The 17,858-nt window shown below is 46.5% G+C and carries 17 protein-coding genes; 8 read left to right on the top strand and 9 right to left on the bottom strand.

From position 1 onward, the window contains the following. The first annotated feature begins 89 nt into the window (after positions 1 to 89). From EL309_RS07675 to EL309_RS07660, 4 genes are read left to right on the top strand one after another with little or no spacing between them, the layout of a single operon-like run. Positions 90 to 2,021: a polysaccharide biosynthesis protein gene (locus tag EL309_RS07675; protein ID WP_004283830.1), complete on the top strand. Its 1,932-nt coding sequence runs from the start codon at positions 90 to 92 to the stop codon at positions 2,019 to 2,021. A gap of 13 nt (positions 2,022 to 2,034) precedes the next feature. Continuing rightward, a complete protein-coding gene (locus EL309_RS07670; protein WP_081463195.1) occupies positions 2,035 to 3,168 on the top strand; it encodes a polysaccharide export protein in 1,134 nt (377 codons plus the stop codon). Positions 3,169 to 3,203: 35 nt separating this feature from the next. Then, on the top strand, positions 3,204 to 3,650 hold the full coding sequence (locus tag EL309_RS07665; protein WP_004283833.1) for an arsenate reductase/protein-tyrosine-phosphatase family protein: 447 nt from the start codon (positions 3,204 to 3,206) through the stop codon (positions 3,648 to 3,650). Between the two features lie 25 nt (positions 3,651 to 3,675). After that, positions 3,676 to 5,820, top strand: a complete 2,145-nt coding sequence (locus tag EL309_RS07660; RefSeq protein ID WP_004283834.1) for a polysaccharide biosynthesis tyrosine autokinase — start codon at positions 3,676 to 3,678, stop codon at positions 5,818 to 5,820. A 67-nt stretch (positions 5,821 to 5,887) separates the two neighbouring features. On the opposite strand, the gene queA is transcribed toward EL309_RS07660, so the two are convergent. Then, the gene (gene queA / locus EL309_RS07655; RefSeq protein ID WP_004283835.1) at positions 5,888 to 6,943 is read right to left on the bottom strand and encodes a tRNA preQ1(34) S-adenosylmethionine ribosyltransferase-isomerase QueA; all 1,056 of its coding nucleotides are present in this window, start codon (positions 6,941 to 6,943) and stop codon (positions 5,888 to 5,890) included. Between the two features lie 387 nt (positions 6,944 to 7,330). Here queA and accB point away from each other — a divergent pair, with 387 nt between their 5' ends. From accB to prmA, 3 genes are all read left to right on the top strand, one after another. Further along, on the top strand, positions 7,331 to 7,795 hold the full coding sequence (accB, locus tag EL309_RS07650) for an acetyl-CoA carboxylase biotin carboxyl carrier protein (RefSeq protein WP_004283836.1): 465 nt from the start codon (positions 7,331 to 7,333) through the stop codon (positions 7,793 to 7,795). Between the two features lie 101 nt (positions 7,796 to 7,896). After that, positions 7,897 to 9,255: an acetyl-CoA carboxylase biotin carboxylase subunit gene (accC, locus tag EL309_RS07645; RefSeq protein ID WP_004283837.1), complete on the top strand. Its 1,359-nt coding sequence runs from the start codon at positions 7,897 to 7,899 to the stop codon at positions 9,253 to 9,255. Positions 9,256 to 9,462: 207 nt separating this feature from the next. Beyond that, complete coding sequence (prmA, locus tag EL309_RS07640) at positions 9,463 to 10,350, top strand: 50S ribosomal protein L11 methyltransferase (RefSeq protein WP_004283838.1); 888 nt, start codon at positions 9,463 to 9,465, stop codon at positions 10,348 to 10,350. A 110-nt stretch (positions 10,351 to 10,460) separates the two neighbouring features. On the opposite strand, the gene hpf is transcribed toward prmA, so the two are convergent. From hpf to lptC, 5 genes are all read right to left on the bottom strand, one after another. Beyond that, entirely contained in the window at positions 10,461 to 10,784 is a 324-nt protein-coding gene (gene hpf / locus EL309_RS07635; protein WP_004283839.1) for a ribosome hibernation-promoting factor, HPF/YfiA family, read from the bottom strand. A 59-nt stretch (positions 10,785 to 10,843) separates the two neighbouring features. Then, complete coding sequence (gene rpoN, locus EL309_RS07630) at positions 10,844 to 12,190, bottom strand: RNA polymerase factor sigma-54 (RefSeq protein ID WP_004283840.1); 1,347 nt, start codon at positions 12,188 to 12,190, stop codon at positions 10,844 to 10,846. Positions 12,191 to 12,218: 28 nt separating this feature from the next. Next, on the bottom strand, positions 12,219 to 12,950 hold the full coding sequence (gene lptB, locus EL309_RS07625; RefSeq protein WP_004283841.1) for an LPS export ABC transporter ATP-binding protein: 732 nt from the start codon (positions 12,948 to 12,950) through the stop codon (positions 12,219 to 12,221). Between the two features lie 75 nt (positions 12,951 to 13,025). Further along, the gene (gene lptA / locus EL309_RS07620) at positions 13,026 to 13,541 is read right to left on the bottom strand and encodes a lipopolysaccharide transport periplasmic protein LptA (RefSeq protein WP_004286232.1); all 516 of its coding nucleotides are present in this window, start codon (positions 13,539 to 13,541) and stop codon (positions 13,026 to 13,028) included. After that, complete coding sequence (gene lptC, locus EL309_RS07615) at positions 13,522 to 14,103, bottom strand: LPS export ABC transporter periplasmic protein LptC (RefSeq protein ID WP_040669794.1); 582 nt, start codon at positions 14,101 to 14,103, stop codon at positions 13,522 to 13,524. The genes lptA and lptC overlap by 20 nt, the downstream gene beginning before the upstream one ends. 307 nt (positions 14,104 to 14,410) lie before the next feature. On the opposite strand from lptC, the gene tal reads away from it, so the two are divergent. Then, positions 14,411 to 15,466 (top strand): transaldolase, encoded by a 1,056-nt coding sequence (gene tal, locus EL309_RS07610; RefSeq protein WP_004283844.1) that lies wholly within the window; start codon positions 14,411 to 14,413, stop codon positions 15,464 to 15,466. A 220-nt stretch (positions 15,467 to 15,686) separates the two neighbouring features. Here tal and ccoP read toward each other — a convergent pair whose 3' ends face one another. From ccoP to ccoO, 3 genes are read right to left on the bottom strand one after another with little or no spacing between them, the layout of a single operon-like run. Beyond that, the gene (gene ccoP / locus EL309_RS07605) at positions 15,687 to 17,033 is read right to left on the bottom strand and encodes a cytochrome-c oxidase, cbb3-type subunit III (RefSeq protein ID WP_004283845.1); all 1,347 of its coding nucleotides are present in this window, start codon (positions 17,031 to 17,033) and stop codon (positions 15,687 to 15,689) included. 30 nt (positions 17,034 to 17,063) lie between these two features. Beyond that, positions 17,064 to 17,231, bottom strand: a complete 168-nt coding sequence (locus EL309_RS07600) for a cbb3-type cytochrome oxidase subunit 3 (protein WP_040669796.1) — start codon at positions 17,229 to 17,231, stop codon at positions 17,064 to 17,066. A gap of 4 nt (positions 17,232 to 17,235) precedes the next feature. Beyond that, complete coding sequence (gene ccoO, locus EL309_RS07595) at positions 17,236 to 17,847, bottom strand: cytochrome-c oxidase, cbb3-type subunit II (RefSeq protein ID WP_004283847.1); 612 nt, start codon at positions 17,845 to 17,847, stop codon at positions 17,236 to 17,238. Between the last annotated feature and the right edge of the window lie 11 nt (positions 17,848 to 17,858).

Genomic DNA, 17,858 nt, shown 5'->3' with positions numbered 1-17,858 from the left:
GAAACTATCTATATTTAAAAGACTCTAACTAAAATAAACACAGGTGATACAAACAGACCGGCTATAACTTTAAAATCAGAAATATCAATATGAATCTGGAAAAACTGCTCGCCTTACCTCGGAATATCAAAAAAATCATTTTTGTTATTCACGACTCACTCGTTATTTTTATCGCTTTTTGGTTTGCACAAAACCTTAAAGCCAGCTACTCGCAAGAATGGCTCAGTGCAGCCAACTGGTTAGCGTTTATCGCTACCACAGGCCTAACCATTTTTCTTTTTATCCGTTTAGGGCTATATCGTGCCGTAACCCGCTATGTCAGTACCAAAGTGCTCAGCATGACCGTGTTGGGCAGTGCGGTTTCTGCGGTCATTTTCTTCCTGAGCGTTCTGATTTTCGAACAACGGCTGCGTCTTGCCTTGCCTATCGTTTACTTTTTGGTATTGGTAGTATTGACCACGGGCTCACGCATGACATTGCGCTCCCTGCTGTCATCACGTCAAAGCAAAGCCCAAGAGCCGGTCATTATTTATGGTGCCGGCCAATCAGGCCGACAATTACTTGAAGCCATCAAACAAGTTAACGAATACTATGCCGTTGCTTTCGTAGACGACAATCCGCATATCCAACGTACGGTCATCTATGATTTGGCCGTTTATCATCCGTCCGAAATGGACAATCTGATTGCCCGCTATGGTGTAAGCAAAATTCTGCTTGCCATTCCGAGTGCGACCAGCGAGGAAAGAAAAAATATCCTGAAAAAACTGGAACCTTATCCTTGCGAAGTACTCACCATTCCCGGGGTTAAAGATTTGGTGGACGGCAAAATCAGCGTCGGCTCTTTGAAAAAAATATCGGTTGTCGACTTACTCGGACGTGACCCCGTAGATCCCGTACCCGAATTGATGGCTGCGGACATTACCGGCAAAGTGGTGATGGTCAGCGGTGCCGGCGGTTCAATCGGCTCCGAGCTATGCAGACAAATCATCCGACGCGCACCAAGCAAACTGATTTTATTCGAATTATCCGAGTTTTCTTTATACAGTATCGACAAAGAACTCAATGAAATGAAAGCTGCAGCAGGCTTTAACGTAGAGATACTGCCGCTGCTGGGGTCTGTACAGAATTACGAACGTATGCGCGAAATTATGACGGCTTACAAAGTCGACACCGTCTACCACGCAGCAGCATACAAACACGTGCCCATGGTTGAATTCAATACCATCGAAGGCATCAGAAACAATGTTTACGGTACCCTATTCTGCGCACAAGCTGCCATTAACTCTAACGTTTCTACTTTTGTATTGATTTCAACCGATAAAGCCGTGCGCCCGACCAATACGATGGGGGCGAGCAAACGGATGGCTGAATTGGTACTCCAGGCTTTGGCTGCCGAGCCTGACCAAAAAACCCGTTTCTGCATGGTTCGTTTCGGCAATGTACTCGGTTCTTCCGGATCCGTCGTTCCTGTTTTCGAAAAACAAATTGCCGCCGGCGGGCCGATTACCCTAACCCACGAAAACATCACCCGCTTCTTCATGACCATTCCCGAAGCCGCCCAACTGGTGATCCAAGCCGGTGCAATGGGCAAAGGCGGAGATGTATTTGTTTTGGATATGGGCGAGCCGGTCAAAATTATTGATTTGGCCAAACAAATGATACGCCTGAGCGGTTTAGAGATTAAAGATGCCGAGCATCCCGGCGGCGATATCGAGATTAAAATTACCGGCTTGCGCCCCGGTGAAAAACTATACGAAGAACTATTAATCGGCGCAGAGGTCAAAGAAACCACTCACCCCCGTATTATGACCGCCAATGAAATTATGCTGCCTTGGTACAAGCTTTCGGACATACTCGAACGCTTGACTCAGGCATGTGATTTATCAAACCAAACAGATGTAAGAAATTTATTACTCGAGGCGCCAACAGCCTTTACTCCTAAAGACGAAATCTGCGATTTGATATGGCAGCAGAACAATAAGCCGTCTGAAAAAATTGATACCGCGATAACGGATAAATAAAAAGGATTTCTGCGTGAATTACTGCAAACTGACCATCATCAGTCTTTCATTGTTAGCCCTGGGTACGGGTTGCACGGTTGTGCCGGGTTCGTCCCTGCCCAAAGGAAATAAAACCGTTGTTTACCACGAACAAGACTCTACGCAGCGAGTGGATTTGGACAGCAAAGTCAGCATACGTCCGATTACTTACAATCTTATCCAGAGTATGAAACAGCCACCGCGCATGGCAAGCAACAATTTGGACTTAAACCATAAAAAATCCACTTACCGCTACCGTATCGGCAAAGGCGATGTATTGAACATTATGGTTTGGCATCATCCCGACCTTGCCTCTAAAGTACCTACATTCAATCCTCCCGGCAAACAAGTCAGCAGCGGTACTTGGGTAGATGAATCCGGCTACATTTCTTATCCGTTAATAGGCCGTCTGCACGTTCAAGGGAAAACCATCGAAGAGTTGCAGCAAATCATCACTTCACAATTGCGCCGTTATATTAAAAATCCACACGTTTCCATCAACGTAACGGAGTTCAGATCACAGCGCGTAACCATCTCCGGTGCGGTAGCCAATGCCGGACAGCAACCGATTACCAACATTCCGGTAACCCTCCTAGACGCCATCGATATGGCCGGCGGTGTAACTGCCAATGCCGACACGCAAAACATCAAATGGACGCATAACGGCGTAGATTCTACGGTTTCACTGCAGGACATCCTTCAATACGGCGATTTGGCGCAAAACCAACTGCTGAGCCATGGCGACATTATTTATGTACCCACCAACGAAAACAGTAAAGTTTACGTAATGGGCGAAGTCGGCAAGCAAACGGCCCTACGCATGAGCGGGCACGGCTTAACCCTGACTCAAGCTTTGGGCGAGTCCGGCGGCTTAAATCAAACCCATGCCGATGCAACCGGTGTATTTGTTATCCGCAACACGCCAAAAGATTTGGAAAAACCGATCCATATTTACCAGCTCAACCTCAAAGACGCAACCGCTTACGCTTTAGGCAACGAATTTAAACTGCATGCCGAAGATATTGTCTACATTACGGCCGCTCCGGTAACACGCTGGAACCGCGTTATTTCACAGTTGACCAATACCATTTCCAACTCGAACTCTTTAGACAATATCTTTAAGTTTTAATACGTAAATATTTTTATCGCCAATTTGTAAACTTTATGTATCAAAATATTTTGATCGTATGCGTCGGTAACATCTGCCGCTCGCCTACCGCCGAGCAGTTACTCCGCAAAAGGCTTCCTAAATTAAATATTTACTCGGCCGGTTTATACGTACCCGCACCGCGGGATGCGGATTTTCAAGCCATTAAAACCGCTTTGAAACACGGGGTCATTATCGCAGGCCATGTTGCCCGCCAATTAACAAAAGACATGTGCAGAGAAGCGGATTTGATACTGGTAATGGAACCTTCGCAGATCGATTCAGTAGCAGAAATAGCCCCTTCTTCGAGAAGCAAAACCATGCTGTTTGCCCAATGGAATGCAAAAAAAAGTATTCCCGACCCTTATATGCAAAGCGAAGAATTTTTTGAACTTGTTTATCAGCATTTAGAAGAAGCCGCCGAACTTTGGAGCAACAAACTCTCCAATCAGACGGCCGGTTGAATCCCCAACTTAGGGAAACGAAATAATGAACAAATACTATACGAAAAATACGCCCGCCAATTCCGATGACGATATAGATTTCGGCAAACAGCTTAGAAATCTGCTAAATCATAAACGCCAGATTGCTACTGCCGTTTTATTGGGCGGATTAGCCGGTGCTATTTACTCCTTTTCTACTACACCCGTCTATCGCGCGGATGCCATGTTGGAATTGGGCACCAAACAAAACCAAATTCTAAACGAAATCAGCAGCCTGTTTACTCAAGAGCCGTCTCAATCCGAAGCGGAAATCGAGCTGATCCAATCACGTCTGATCATCAGCCAAACCGTGAAAGAGCTTAATCTAGACAAACATATCGAGCCAAAATATTTTCCCGTTTTCGGCAATCTCGCACAAAATCTCAGCAGCGACCCCAAACCGCAGCTGGACGTATATACTCTCGAAGTTGACGATGCATGGCTGAATAAACCGATTGAAATCGAAGTTATCGACAACAAGAGTTTTACCGCTACTATGCCCGACAATTCAAACATCAACGGACAAGTGGGCAAAACTGTTCAAATCAATCCCAAAACTTCATTACAAATCAATCAGATTTTGGCCGAGCCGGGTCAAAAATTTACATTGACCAAATATTCTCAACGCAGCGCCATTGAAAAAGTGCTCACTAACCTGTCCGTATTAAGCAAAGGCAAAACCAGCCCGATTATCAATCTCGGCTACACCGGTACCGACCCCGATCAAATCAGCTTGATCTTAAACAGCATCATCAATAACTATGTAAGCCAAAACAAAAACAAAGACGTACAAGTTGCCGTCAACGGCTTGGCATTTATCGGTGAGGAATTACCACGCCTGAAAGAAGCTTTACAGGATTCGGAAAACAGGCTGAATGAATACCGCCGCAAGAGCGGTTCTCTCGATATTCCTATAGAAGCAAGAGGCGCTTTGGAGAGCCTGATTCAAATCGAATCACAAATTACCACATTAAAAACAGAAGAAGCCGGACTGGCCGAACTGTATACGCCTGAACATCCGTCTTATAAAGCCGTCTTGGATAAATTAAGGGTTCTGCAACAAGCCAAAGCGAAAATCAACCGCCAAATTGCCGACTTACCGAATACCCAGCAGGAAATTATCCGCTTAACACGCAACGTCGAAACCAATCAAGCCACATATATGCAGCTGCTGACCAAACAGCAAGAGCTCAATATTATGAAAGCGAGTGCCCAAGGTCACGTGCGTATTATCGACCCGGCAGTGTCGGGCGAATATCCGATCAAACCGAAAAAAGCCGTTATCATCTTCTTATCAGCACTGATGGCCGGTTTGCTGGCCTCATCTTGGTTCTTGGTACGTTCAATCTCACGCCGACATCTTACCAGCCAAGAAGAAATTGAAGCTTTGGGCACGGAAGTTACCGTTGTGATTCCTATTTCACCCACCCAAAACAAAATACAGCCGGCTGCCAAATGGCTGAAAAACAATAGCAGTGCCAAGAAACACTTCCTGTTGGCCAAACAAGACCCCTCTGACATTGCTATCGAAGCCATACGTTCGCTACGTACCCATGTACACTTCTCAACTATGGACGCGAAAAACAATATCTTAATGATATCGGGAGCGGCGCCCGAAGCAGGCAAATCGTTTATCGCCTCCAATTTAGCCAGCGTTATGGCCCAATCCGACAAACGTGTGCTGCTAATCGACGCCGATATGCGCAAAGGTTATTTAGACAGTGTTTTTGCAGTCGACAAATCTGAAGGTTTGGCAGAAATCCTTTCCGGACAAACTTCACCGGAAAAAGTCATCCAACCGACCCAAGTTCCGAATTTAAGCTTTATCGGACATGGTAAGATTCCGGACAATCCATCCGAATTACTGATGGATAACCGCTTGAAAGCCCTGTTGGAATGGGCAAGACAACGCTATGACTACGTTATTATCGACACACCGCCCGTATTGGCGGTTACCGATGCCAACATTATCGGCCAATATGCCGGCACAGCTTTCTTAGTTGTCCGTCACAACAACACAACTGCCGCCGAACTGGAAGCAACGTTAAGCCGTCTGAAAAACAACAATATCAACATCAACGGCATTATTTTCAACAGCGTACCGCGCAATTCCCAAAATGTGCACAGCTATTACGCTTACACAAAATATTAATGCCCGTCACGCCAACAAAAACACCGCTCTAAAGCGGTGTTTTTTTATCCGGTTATTTTCAATCACATCAACTTTGATTTACCGTAACATCTCCGCCATCACAACGCTTCAACAGCATGGCGTCGCCGTAGCTGAAAAAGCGATACCGCTTCTCGACCGCATGACGGTAAACCGAACGGATATGCTCCACACCCGAAAAAGCACTAACCAACATCAGCAAAGTCGATTTCGGCAAATGGAAATTCGTAATCAAACCGTCGACAACCTTAAAACGAAAACCTGGTGTAATAAAAATATCCGTATCGCCACATCCGGATTTCAGACGGCCTGTTTCCAAAGCAGCAGATTCCAGCGCACGCATCGAAGTCGTACCTACCGCCCATACCCGGTTTCCCCTGGCATGTGCATCCTCAATCAACCGCACGGTTGCTTCAGATACTTCAAACCACTCACTATGCATTTTATGTTCGGCAACATTTTCCACGCGCACAGGCTGAAACGTCCCCGCCCCCACATGCAGTGTGACTTCAGTCGTGCAAACACCTTTATCGCGCAATCGTTGCAACAAAGCCTCGGTAAAATGCAAACCAGCCGTCGGAGCGGCAACCGCTCCTTGATGCTTGGCATAAACCGTTTGGTAACGGCTGTCATCCTCCTCACCCGCCGCACGTTCTATATAAGGCGGCAACGGCAAATGACCGTTTTCTTCCAACAACTCATAAACATTCTTTTCACCGTCAAAACGCAAGCAGAACAACTCGCCCGCACGCTCCACCATCACAGCGCGGATCCCGCCCTCAAACACCAGCTCCGTACCCGGCTTCGGTGATTTTGAAGAACGGATGTGCGCCAAAGCCGTATGCTCATCCAAAACACGCTCCACCAACGCTTCAATCTTACCGCCGCTGGCTTTCATTCCGAACAAACGCGCTTTGATCACTTTAGTATTGTTAAATACCAAAACATCACCGGCAGCAATCCAATCCGGCAAATGTTCAAATTGCCCGTCCCCCAACGGCTCTCCGGGACAAGCAACCAACAAACGGCTGCTTCCGCGGATTTCGGGAGGATGTTGCGCAATCAAATCATCCGGCAATTCAAAATCAAAATCCGAAATATGCATGAACTTTTAATCCAAAAACCAACAAACCGCCCATTATACGCAATTCTAAATTTCAGACGGCCTCAAAATCTCGAAGGCCCCCAAAACAGCAATATTTAGAATAATTACTCATCATAAAACGAACCCGCAAAACAGAATGCCCGAAATTACATATAATTCGAAAAAACTACTTATTTTTGATATTTTACTAGACATTTAACAGCAAGTTAGCGAAAATGCGCCATTATCATTTTCAAAACCATGCGGAATAAACAGCATAGGAAAATTTAAGAAAAATCCTGTTTGGCACCCCATCTTCCGCACACTCCCCCACCCAAGCGGAGCAGACGAAATTCCGTGCTTGCAGCCATCGGCTGCAACACCTACCTTACCAAAAGGAAAATAATTATGGACTTAAGAAAACTGAAAAAGCTGATCGATTTGGTTGAAGAATCCGGCATTGCCGAGATCGAAGTGACGGAAGGCGAAGAAAAAGTACGCATTACCCGCTCAACCGCACCGCAACAAGCCATCTACGCAGCACCGGTGCAGCACAGCGCACCGGTTGTTGCCGCACCGGCCGCAACGCCTGCTCCCGCAGCAGCCCCGACAGCCGCACCTTCGGCTGCACGCGATTTGAGCGGCGCACAAAAATCACCGATGGTCGGCACTTTCTACCGCGCTCCGAGTCCGACTGCTCCCGCATTCGTAGAAGTAGGCCAAACCGTTAAAGCCGGCGACACCCTGTGCATTATCGAAGCCATGAAACTGATGAACGAAATCGAAGCGGAAAAATCAGGCGTAGTGAAAGAAATCCTGGTTGAAAACGGCCACCCCGTCGAATTCGGCGAACCTTTATTCATTATCGAATAAGCCCGTTTTTCAGACGGCCTCATCCGATTATGCATAAGGCCGTCTGAAACCGATCAGAACAAAAGCCCTTTTGGCTTTTTACTCCATTCTGAAAGAAAACTATGCTGAAAAAAGTCTTGATTGCCAACCGTGGCGAAATCGCACTCCGCGTATTACGCGCCTGCCGCGAAATGGGCATTGCCACCGTTGCAGTGCACTCCGAAGCAGACAAAGACAGCCTTCATGTCAAACTGGCAGACGAGTCCGTATGTATCGGCCCTGCACCCTCTCCGCAAAGCTATCTCCATATTCCGGCCATCATCTCCGCCGCCGAAGTAACCGGTGCCGATGCCATTCACCCCGGATACGGTTTCTTGGCTGAAAACGCCAGCTTTGCCGAACAAGTGGAAGAATCCGGTTTTACCTTTATCGGCCCGCGTGCAGACACCATCCGCTTAATGGGCGATAAAGTTTCGGCCAAACACGCCATGATCGAAGCCGGCGTACCCTGCGTACCCGGTTCTGAAGGCGCGTTGCCCGACAACGACGAAGAAATCCTGAAAATTGCCGACCAAGTCGGCTTCCCCGTCATCATCAAAGCATCAGGTGGCGGCGGTGGACGCGGTATGCGCGTGGTCGAGAAAAAAGAAGACTTGCTGCGCTCGGTTGAAATGACCAAAGCCGAAGCCGGTGCCGCATTCGGCAACCCGATGGTTTATATGGAACGCTATCTGCAGCGCCCACGCCACGTCGAAATCCAAGTTTTGGCCGACGAACACGGCAATGCCATTTACTTGGGCGAACGCGATTGCTCCATGCAACGCCGCCATCAAAAAGTCATCGAAGAAGCACCTGCTCCCGGCATTACTCAAGCGGAACGCGAGAAAATCGGCAACGCCTGTGTGGAAGCCTGTAAACGTATCGGCTATCGCGGTGCGGGTACCTTTGAGTTTCTATACGAAGACGGCGAATTCTTCTTTATCGAGATGAATACCCGCGTACAGGTGGAGCATCCGGTAACCGAATTGATCAGCGGTGTCGATATCGTTCAAGAACAGCTGCGCGTTGCCGCCGGTTTGCCGCTGCAATACAAACAAGAAGATATCGTATTGGAAGGTCATGCTTTCGAATGCCGTATCAATGCAGAAGACCCATACAACTTTATCCCCAGCCCGGGTTTAATTGAAAGCTGCCATCTTCCCGGCGGCTTGGGTATTCGAGTTGACAGCCACATTTATCAAGGCTACCGCATTCCGCCCAACTACGACAGCTTAATCGGCAAAATCTGCGTACACGGCAAAACCCGTGAGCAAGCAATGGCCAAAATGCGTGTTGCCTTGGCCGAATTGGCCATTACCGGCATTAAAACCAATACGGCTCTGCACCGCGATTTATTTGTCGACCCCGGATTTAGCGAAGGCGGAGTAAGCATCCATTACCTGGAACAATGGCTGGAAGCACGCAAAGCACAAAAAGCCTGATTCTTCCAGTTTAGTCTAAAGGCCGTCTGAAAATTCAGACGGCCTTTTTAAACATCAGGCAATCCGTTAAAATACAAAAAACTATGGCGGATCAACTTATTTCTCAAAACAAGACTATTCGCCAATATTCCAACCCGATTGACAACATAACCTCACAAGCTATCTGCAGAAATTTCAGACGGCCTCCGAAGCACAAAGAAAGCCCATATGTCATACCAACAAATTACCATTGCCGTAAACGAATCTATCGCCGAACCCCTGTCGGACTCCCTGATAGAACACGGTGCCCTGTCTGCCGCCATCGAAGATGCTTATGCCGGCACCAGTAACGAACAGCCTATTTTCGGCGAGCCTGGCATGCCGACCGATCAACTGTGGCAGAAAAGCAAAGTCATCGCCTTATTCGACAAACATACCGATATCGACCCCATCGTTTCCGCTGCTGCCGCAGACTGCGGAATTGAAACCCCTCCTTACGAAATGGTGTTATTGCCCGAACAAGACTGGGTTCGGCTGACCCAATCGCAATTCGATCCGATTCAAATTTCCGAACGCCTGTGGGTGATTCCTTCTTGGCATGAAGCCCCGAATAGCGGCACCATCAACCTCCAGCTCGACCCGGGTTTGGCTTTCGGCACGGGCAGCCACCCGACCACACACTTATGCCTGCAATGGCTGGACAACAATTTAAAAGGCGGAGAATCAGTCTTAGACTACGGCTGCGGTTCCGGCATTCTGGCTATTGCCGCACTGAAATTGGGAGCTGCAAGTGCAACGGGGGTGGATATCGACGAACAGGCCATCCGATCCAGTCGCGATAATGCGGCACAAAACCAAGTAGACGCACAGTTTTACTTATCGGAAGATTTACCCGAAGGTCAATTTGATGTCGTGGTCGCCAATATCCTCGCCAACCCCTTACGCATGCTTGGTGAAATGTTGGCCAAACGTACCAGACAAGGCGGACGCATCGTGCTTTCAGGTATTCTGGAAGAGCAAGTTGAAGAAATGAGCGGCATATACGGGCAATGGTTCGACTTACAACCGGCTAAACTAGATGAAGGTTGGGCATGTTTAAGCGGTATCAAACGCTAAATCGTACAATCCGCCGCCAACCATAAACAAGGCCGTCTGAAAATTTTCAGACGGCCTTTTTACTTCATTTTCATTTTATATGAATATTGCCATTCAAACCGGCAACACTTTTACTCTTCGGTTTCCGGCTCCGGTGCTGCCACTGCACGCACATCGTTGCTTTTACCTTTGTGTTTCAAAATGGCACGGTCGACTTTATCCATCAAGATATCGATTGCCGCATACATATCGCTTTCCACTGATTCGACATGTAAATCCTTGCCTGCCAGATGCACATCCGCCTCAGCTTTATTATTCACTTTTTCAACCGACAACGTAATGGCAACCGAAATAATATTGCCTGCATGTCTGTTGATACGTTCCAACTTCTGGTTGACATGATTCTTAATGGCTTCCGTAACATCAAAGTTCAGACCGGTAATTTTCAGATTCATGGTAACACTCCTTTAGTATGAAAACGCAGAATGCCGATGCATGCTGCAAAATACTGTATTCAAGGTTTGCGCTGATGGGCAGGAGGAATACCCAATGCTTCCCTGTATTTTGCCACCGTTCGCCGTGCAATCGAAACGCCCTGTTTCTGTAACAGCTTCACCAATGCTTCATCCGAAAAAGGCTTTTCCTTATTTTCATTTTTGACCAGCTCGGAAAGCATGGCTTTAACCGCACTTTGGCTGGTGTCTTCGCCTCGGGAAGCGGCAACGGCTTGTGTGAAGAAATAGCGTAACGCAAACACGCCCCTCGGGCAAGCTAAATATTTTTGGTTTACGGCACGGGAAACCGTACTTTCGGCAATACCCAATTCCACTGCCGCATCTTTCATCAGCAACGGTACCAAACCGACTTCGCCGAAAGTAAAAAAGTCTTCTTGCTTGGACAATACATACTCTGCCAAGCGCACAACCGTATTTTTACGCATTTCCAAGCTGTCGATACGCTGTCTGGCTTCAGCAAGTTTTTCTTTCCAAACATCGCTGACTTCTTCCGACTCTTTAAGCATTTCACAATAGTCTTGGTTCAATGCGATTTGCGGCCATGCTTGCTGATTACCGACCACCTTCCACCCGTCTTTGGTGTCTTTGATAAAAACATCGGGCTGTATGTATGCTGTCGGTTCTGCGGAGGCAAAACCGTATGCCGGATAAGGATTCAAATCAGCAATCATAGCCAAAGCCGCTTCAATCAGCCCGGCATCCGCTTCAGGAAAATACTTCCGGCATTTTGCCTTGTTCTGCTGCTTACTCGGCCCAAGCTCATGCAAAATCGTTCGGACAATCTGGCCGGCCACCTGGCGTTCCGGAGATGCAGGCAAACGCATCAATTGGAGCAACAGCGACTCTGCCAAATCGGCTGCACCCACACCGGCCGGCTCAAAATTCTGCAATAAATCCAAAGCATCTTGCAACGCATCGGGATCCAATGACCATTCCAAAGGAATATGCTCGCCAATCTCATCCAAGCTCTCCGAGAGATAGCCTTGTTCATCGAGAAAATCAATCAGCAGATGAACCCTGTCGGCCTCTACCGGTGTCAGCGGATGTTCGCACACCTGTTTATGCAGGTATTCGTTGAAATTGTCTTCGTGCGCAATCGTTGCCCAAATATCTTCGGCATCATCGCCACCGATATTTCTGCTGCCGACGGCAGCGGTAAACTGCTCCAGCTGTAAAGCAGCCTCTGTTTCCGTATCATTTTTTTCAAGCAAGGGATTATCCTGCAACCAATCTTCAACCTCGCGTTCCAACTCTTGGCTGGACATCTGCAAGATACGCAAAGACTGCTGTAATCCCAAATTCAACTGCTGGGTTTGCCTGAGTTTGAGTCCGACATTTTGCTTCATGGATTATTCTTATTCAGCAATTTTCTGTTTAGTAATCGAAATTTTCACCCAGATAAACCGCTCTAACCTGTTCATCCTGCACCAGCTGCTCAGGTTTTCCCGAAGCCAGCACCGCCCCTTCGCTGATAATGTAGGCTCGGTCGCAAATGCGTAAGGTTTCGCGGACATTATGGTCGGTAATCAAAACGCCGATACCGCGCTCTTTTAAAAAAGCGATAATTTTCTGAATATCGATAACGGCAATCGGGTCTACACCGGCAAACGGTTCGTCTAATAAGATAAAACGAGGCTGCATGGCCAACACCCGTGCAATTTCTACCCTGCGCCGCTCCCCTCCAGATAAAGAAGGTGCCGGATTGTCTCTTAATCTGCCGATGTTCAAATCGGCAAGCAAACGTTCCAATTCATCGTCGATTTTCGATTTATCCTGCAAACTGATTTCCAGAATCGCACGAATGTTCTGCTCTACGGTCATTTTTCTGAAAATCGAGGCTTCTTGCGGCAGATAACCCAAGCCCAATCGGGCACGCTCATGAATGGGGCTGTGCACAATCTCCTTACCGTCCAACAGTACGCTGCCTGCATCAGCCGCAATCAAGCCGACAATCATATAAAAACTGGTTGTTTTGCCTGCGCCGTTCGGCCCCAACAGGCCGATCACTTCGCCGCTTTCGATATCCAATGAGAAACTTTTGACAACTTGGCGTTTTTTAAAACTTTTCTGTAAATTTTGAACACTCAGACGGCTATGATTACTCATAAACAAACCTTGAAAATCTTGATTGATAGACAGGCCGTCTGAAAATATGGGGCTTTTTTCAGACGGCCTATCCGATTATTTTGTTGATACAGGCTGAATCACTACAGTAACGCGCTTGCCGCCTTTCATGCCGGCAGCCTTACTGCCGCTGACGGTATACACTTCAGTACGGGTATTGTAAGTAATGCTCGCACCTTCGGCCTTATCGCCTCCCCGCTCGACTTTTGCATTACCCTGCAACTTCACAATTCCGGTAGCCGAAGCATACTCAACCTTGTTAGCCTGCCCTTTTACCGTACCTTTGCCGTTATCCAAAGTCTGGCCGAAACGGACGGGGCTGCCTTCGGCACTCATCAATTGATCGCCTTTATCGTTACGCGATACACGGACACTACCGGCACGAATGTTTAACGAACCTTGTTTGATAACGACATTACCGCTAAAAACGGTTACTTGGTTATTCTGATCAAGCGAACCTTGATCTGCTTCAATCTCAATCGGCTGCTTACGGTCGGATTCCAAAGCATAAGCAAATTGTACACTCGCCATAATTAATACAGACAATATGGTTTTAATGCTGTTTCGGATCATAAATAATCGCTTTCACTCTTGAGGGTAAATTCAACAAACCCTGTTTATGGTCGTATACCAGACCGTTTGCCGTACCATGTGATTGCCCGTAGCTGTAACGCACGGTTTCATCAGTATGCGCCCTACCGCTTTTCGTATCCACAATCAGTTTCGCCGTTTTTAACACACCGGCCGGACGCACTTCATCGGCTTTCTTAACCAGCTCAACTTCTTTCTCAAATACCACCTGTCGGCTGTCAAGATTATATTTGGCCTCTAAACTCTCTACCGAATACAGCAAAAGGCCGTCTGAAAATAATGCAAGCGCCGGTTTTTCAAAATACACATCATTACTGTTCGGCAGCTGCCAAGCTTTATTTGCACTCAGGTTTTCTTTCAGACGGCCATTATCGTCAAAACGACGCCCGTCAATACCATGCATTGCATATTGAGGTTCATCCGGATTCAAAACCACTTCCTCAATATCAACCTGACTGATACGTCCCAACCACGCAGAAAGACCACCTAAGCCGACAGCCAAAACCAATGGAAACAGCCAACCGTAACGCCACTTTCTAACCATATATAAATCAGCTTCCAAAACACATTAATGATGCAATTTCATCAAAGCAGCGACAATTTCAAACCACTATAGATATAGCATTCTATCATCAAATAAGCGTACCATACCTTTTGAAGAAACAATAAACCCAATTAATACCTGCCATACTTAAAATAAAAAACAACATCATATTGAATTTTTAAGCCATACAACCATCTTAAAAAAACAAATCTCAAACTCATGTGATAAACGTTACGATACCCGGAACAAATCATACAGGTATCGCACAAAACAAACGTGAAACATCCGATTATTATAAGGACTAAAAATGACCATTCTTTCAGACGTTAAACAGCTGGGGCAGCAAATCTGGCTGGACAACTTATCACGCTCACTGATTCAAAACGGCGAACTGGCCGAAATGTTAAAACAAGGCATCTGCGGCATTACTTCCAATCCTGCCATCTTCCAAAAAGCATTTGCCGGTGATGAACTCTATGCAAAAGAAATCGAAGAATTAAAACAACAAGACCTATCCCCGAAACAACGCTACGAAACTCTGGCCATTGCTGACGTACGTGCTGCATGCGATATCTGCCTGCCCGAATTTCAAGCCTCAGGCGGGAAAACTGGTTTTGTAAGTTTGGAAGTTGAACCTGATTTAAGCCACAATGTTGAAGGAACCGTTGAAGAAGCCAAACGACTTTACCAAACCATCGACCGTCCGAATGTAATGATTAAAATTCCGGCAACCGATGCCGGCATTCAAGCCCTAACCCAACTAATTTCAGACGGCATCAGTATCAACCTGACTTTATTATTTTCACGCCAACAAACATTAAAAGCTTACCAAGGATATGTAACAGGCATACAAAACCGTATTAATCAGGGTTTATCCGTTGATTCCATTCACGTTGTTGCCAGCTTCTTTATTTCACGCATTGATAACACATTAGATGCTTCATTACCTACACATCTGCAAGGCAAAGTTGCGATTGCTTTAGCTAAAACCGCTTACCAAGACTGGAAGCAATTTTTCGCAAGTGATCATTTCAAAAAACTGTCTGCACAAGGTGCTAATCCGGTGCAACTGCTTTGGGCCTCAACAGGTGTCAAAAACCCCGACTATCCTGATACATTATATGTAGACAGCTTAATCGGCCCCGATACAGTCAATACCGTACCTGATGCCACGTTGAAAGCGTTTATCGATCACGGCACGGCTAAAGCCACTCTCCAAGAAAATCACGAGAAAGCTGCCGGCATTCTAAATGAAACCGTAAATTTGGGCATAGATTTGGAGGCCATGGCAAAACGCCTACAGGAAGATGGCTTAAAACAATTTGAAGAAGCATTTGCAAAATTGCTTGAACCGTTAAAATAAAATAATTTACATTCCATCCAGCCCTGACAAAACCGCATTGTCAGGGCATTTTATATTTCTTACACGACTTTTAATCCGATATTCACCGGAACAAACCTAAGGCCGTCTGAAAATTATAAGAGTTCCATACTAAGTAACCCTCATTACCCACCTGCAAACCAATCTATATAAAAAAACCGCCCCATATAAGGGCGGTTTATTGCATTCATTCAAGAACCAATTAGCCTTCGATGCGAACCTCTACACGGCGACCTTCAGCATTGTTACCTTGTGCACCGGTTGTATTTTCAGGTTTACGCAGCTCAATGTTTTCAGCCGCAACACCCTGAGCTTCTAAGAAAGCTTTTACAGCTTGGGCACGTTTTTTAGACAACTCGGCATTAGCAGCCGCATTACCGGTGCTGTCAGCATAACCACTGATTACCAATTTCTTTCCGTCTTTACCTGCTTTAATCAGATCAGGAAGAATGACAGCGGCATTGTCTGCTACGTCGCTCTTACCGGTTGCAAAATAGAAGTTTGCTACCGGAGTACCGGCTTGAGTATCAAATACCACTTCTGCTTTATCTTCTGCAGGAGCAGCAGGTTTAGAAGTCTCTACAGCGACAGCTTCTTCTTTTTTAGCAGCAGGCGCAGCTTGTTTACCGTTATTAGACAGACCCCACACATAAGCGGTCATAATATGCAGCTTATCTTTATCCAAGAAATTATCCCAAGCAGGCATTTGGTTATGACGGCCATTGGTAATGGTTTCGATAATGGCTTTTTGAGTACCACCCCACAGCCATACATCATCGGTCAAATTCGGACCTAAACCCTGAATACCTTGACCCTTGTCACCATGACAAGTGAAGCAGTTTGCTGGACCGCCGTTAAACAAGACCTTACCGCGCTCTGCACGCTCTTCGTCGTACTGTTCTTTGGCCTTAGACAAAGACATTACATAGTGCGCTACATCTTTTACACGCTCTTCGCCTAAAGCAGGACCCCAAGCAGCCATCACGCCTACGCGGCCTTTTTGAATGGTTTCCTGAATTTTTTCAGGCTCGCCACCCCACAGCCAATCATGGTCGGTCAAGTTCGGGAAACCTTTTGAACCTTTTGCATCCGAACCATGACATTGGATACAGTAAGTATCAAATAAGTTTTTACCGATACGTTGAGCTTGAGGGTCTTTTGCTACCGCTTCGATCGGCATATTGGCAAATTTTGCATACAGCTTGCCATATTGCTCATCAGCTTTTTGCACCTCTTTCTCATACTGGTTTGTACTTGTCCAGTTTAAGAAACCTTTGTAATCACCCAAACCTGGGTATAAAAACAAATATGCGACACCGAAAACCACGGTCAGGATATACAGGTAGAACCACCAGCGAGGCAAAGGATTGTTGTATTCTTCAATACCGTCCCATGCATGACCCATGGTCTTAACATCTTCGCCTTTTGGCGGCGCTTTGGTTTTATTCTGTGAAATCAACAGCCACATCAAACCGATGAAACTGAGTACGACAATCACAGTAATATAAATACTCCAGAAACTACTGGTAAATTGGGAAGTTGTGTTCATTATTTTGCTCCGTTACCACGGTAAACCGGGCTAACGCTCATCTTTAGAAGATTCGGGGGTATCATTATCGTCCATGATACTTTGTGCTGCATCGTTGTAATTTTGTTTATTCTTTTTACTCAAAACAATATACAAAACCAACACAAAGCTAATAAATACCCAAACCGTAAAAAGTGAGCGAACCCAGTTTATATCCATGATGTTACCTTACGTTCTTCAATGCCAAGCCTAAACCTTGCAGATAGGCAATTACAGCATCCAGCTCTGATTTGTTAGCCAGCTCTTGTGGAGCTTTTTCAATTTCTTCGTCGCTGTAAGGTGTACCAACCGCACGCAATGCTTTCATATGACGGATTGTTTTTTCCGGATCAACCGGATTACGCGCCAACCATGGGAAAGCAGGCATATTCGATTCCGGTACCACATCGCGCGGATTCAACAGGTGGATACGGTGCCATTCGTCAGAATAACGACCGCCAACACGTGCCAAATCAGGGCCGGTACGCTTAGAACCCCATTGGAACGGACGGTCGTAAACAGACTCTCCGCCAACAGAATAATGACCATAACGCTCGGTTTCCGCACGGAAAGGACGGATCATTTGAGAGTGGCAGTTATAACAGCCTTCACGCACATAGATGTCGCGGCCGGCGACCTGCAGAGCACTGTAGGGTTTTACGCCCGGCGCAGGCTGTGTTACGGATTTTGTAAAAAACAACGGTACAACTTCAATCAAGAGGCCGACGCTGATTACCAAGAAGGTAAAGACAATCAACACTCCGACTTTTTCCTCAGCTAATTGTTGTAATTTCATTTTGGTAGCCT

The organism is Neisseria weaveri (assembly GCF_900638685.1).
Taxonomy (GTDB): Bacteria; Pseudomonadota; Gammaproteobacteria; order Burkholderiales; family Neisseriaceae; genus Neisseria; species Neisseria weaveri.
The sequence above is the reverse complement of the archived record's forward strand: the minus strand, read 5'-3'. Positions and strand labels throughout refer to the sequence as shown.

Excerpts from the sequence above, each read along its gene's own strand:
- EL309_RS07675 (WP_004283830.1), top strand. The coding sequence starts at position 90 with ATGAATCTGGAAAAACTGCTCGCCTTACCTCGGAATATCAAAAAAATC.
- EL309_RS07665 (WP_004283833.1), top strand. The coding sequence starts at position 3,204 with ATGTATCAAAATATTTTGATCGTATGCGTCGGTAACATCTGCCGCTCG.
- EL309_RS07660 (WP_004283834.1), top strand. The coding sequence starts at position 3,676 with ATGAACAAATACTATACGAAAAATACGCCCGCCAATTCCGATGACGAT.
- queA (WP_004283835.1), bottom strand. The coding sequence starts at position 6,943 with ATGCATATTTCGGATTTTGATTTTGAATTGCCGGATGATTTGATTGCG.
- accB (WP_004283836.1), top strand. The coding sequence starts at position 7,331 with ATGGACTTAAGAAAACTGAAAAAGCTGATCGATTTGGTTGAAGAATCC.
- accC (WP_004283837.1), top strand. The coding sequence starts at position 7,897 with ATGCTGAAAAAAGTCTTGATTGCCAACCGTGGCGAAATCGCACTCCGC.
- prmA (WP_004283838.1), top strand. The coding sequence starts at position 9,463 with ATGTCATACCAACAAATTACCATTGCCGTAAACGAATCTATCGCCGAA.
- hpf (WP_004283839.1), bottom strand. The coding sequence starts at position 10,784 with ATGAATCTGAAAATTACCGGTCTGAACTTTGATGTTACGGAAGCCATT.
- rpoN (WP_004283840.1), bottom strand. The coding sequence starts at position 12,190 with ATGAAGCAAAATGTCGGACTCAAACTCAGGCAAACCCAGCAGTTGAAT.
- lptB (WP_004283841.1), bottom strand. The coding sequence starts at position 12,950 with ATGAGTAATCATAGCCGTCTGAGTGTTCAAAATTTACAGAAAAGTTTT.
- lptA (WP_004286232.1), bottom strand. The coding sequence starts at position 13,541 with ATGATCCGAAACAGCATTAAAACCATATTGTCTGTATTAATTATGGCG.
- lptC (WP_040669794.1), bottom strand. The coding sequence starts at position 14,103 with ATGGTTAGAAAGTGGCGTTACGGTTGGCTGTTTCCATTGGTTTTGGCT.
- tal (WP_004283844.1), top strand. The coding sequence starts at position 14,411 with ATGACCATTCTTTCAGACGTTAAACAGCTGGGGCAGCAAATCTGGCTG.
- ccoP (WP_004283845.1), bottom strand. The coding sequence starts at position 17,033 with ATGAACACAACTTCCCAATTTACCAGTAGTTTCTGGAGTATTTATATT.
- EL309_RS07600 (WP_040669796.1), bottom strand. The coding sequence starts at position 17,231 with ATGGATATAAACTGGGTTCGCTCACTTTTTACGGTTTGGGTATTTATT.
- ccoO (WP_004283847.1), bottom strand. The coding sequence starts at position 17,847 with ATGAAATTACAACAATTAGCTGAGGAAAAAGTCGGAGTGTTGATTGTC.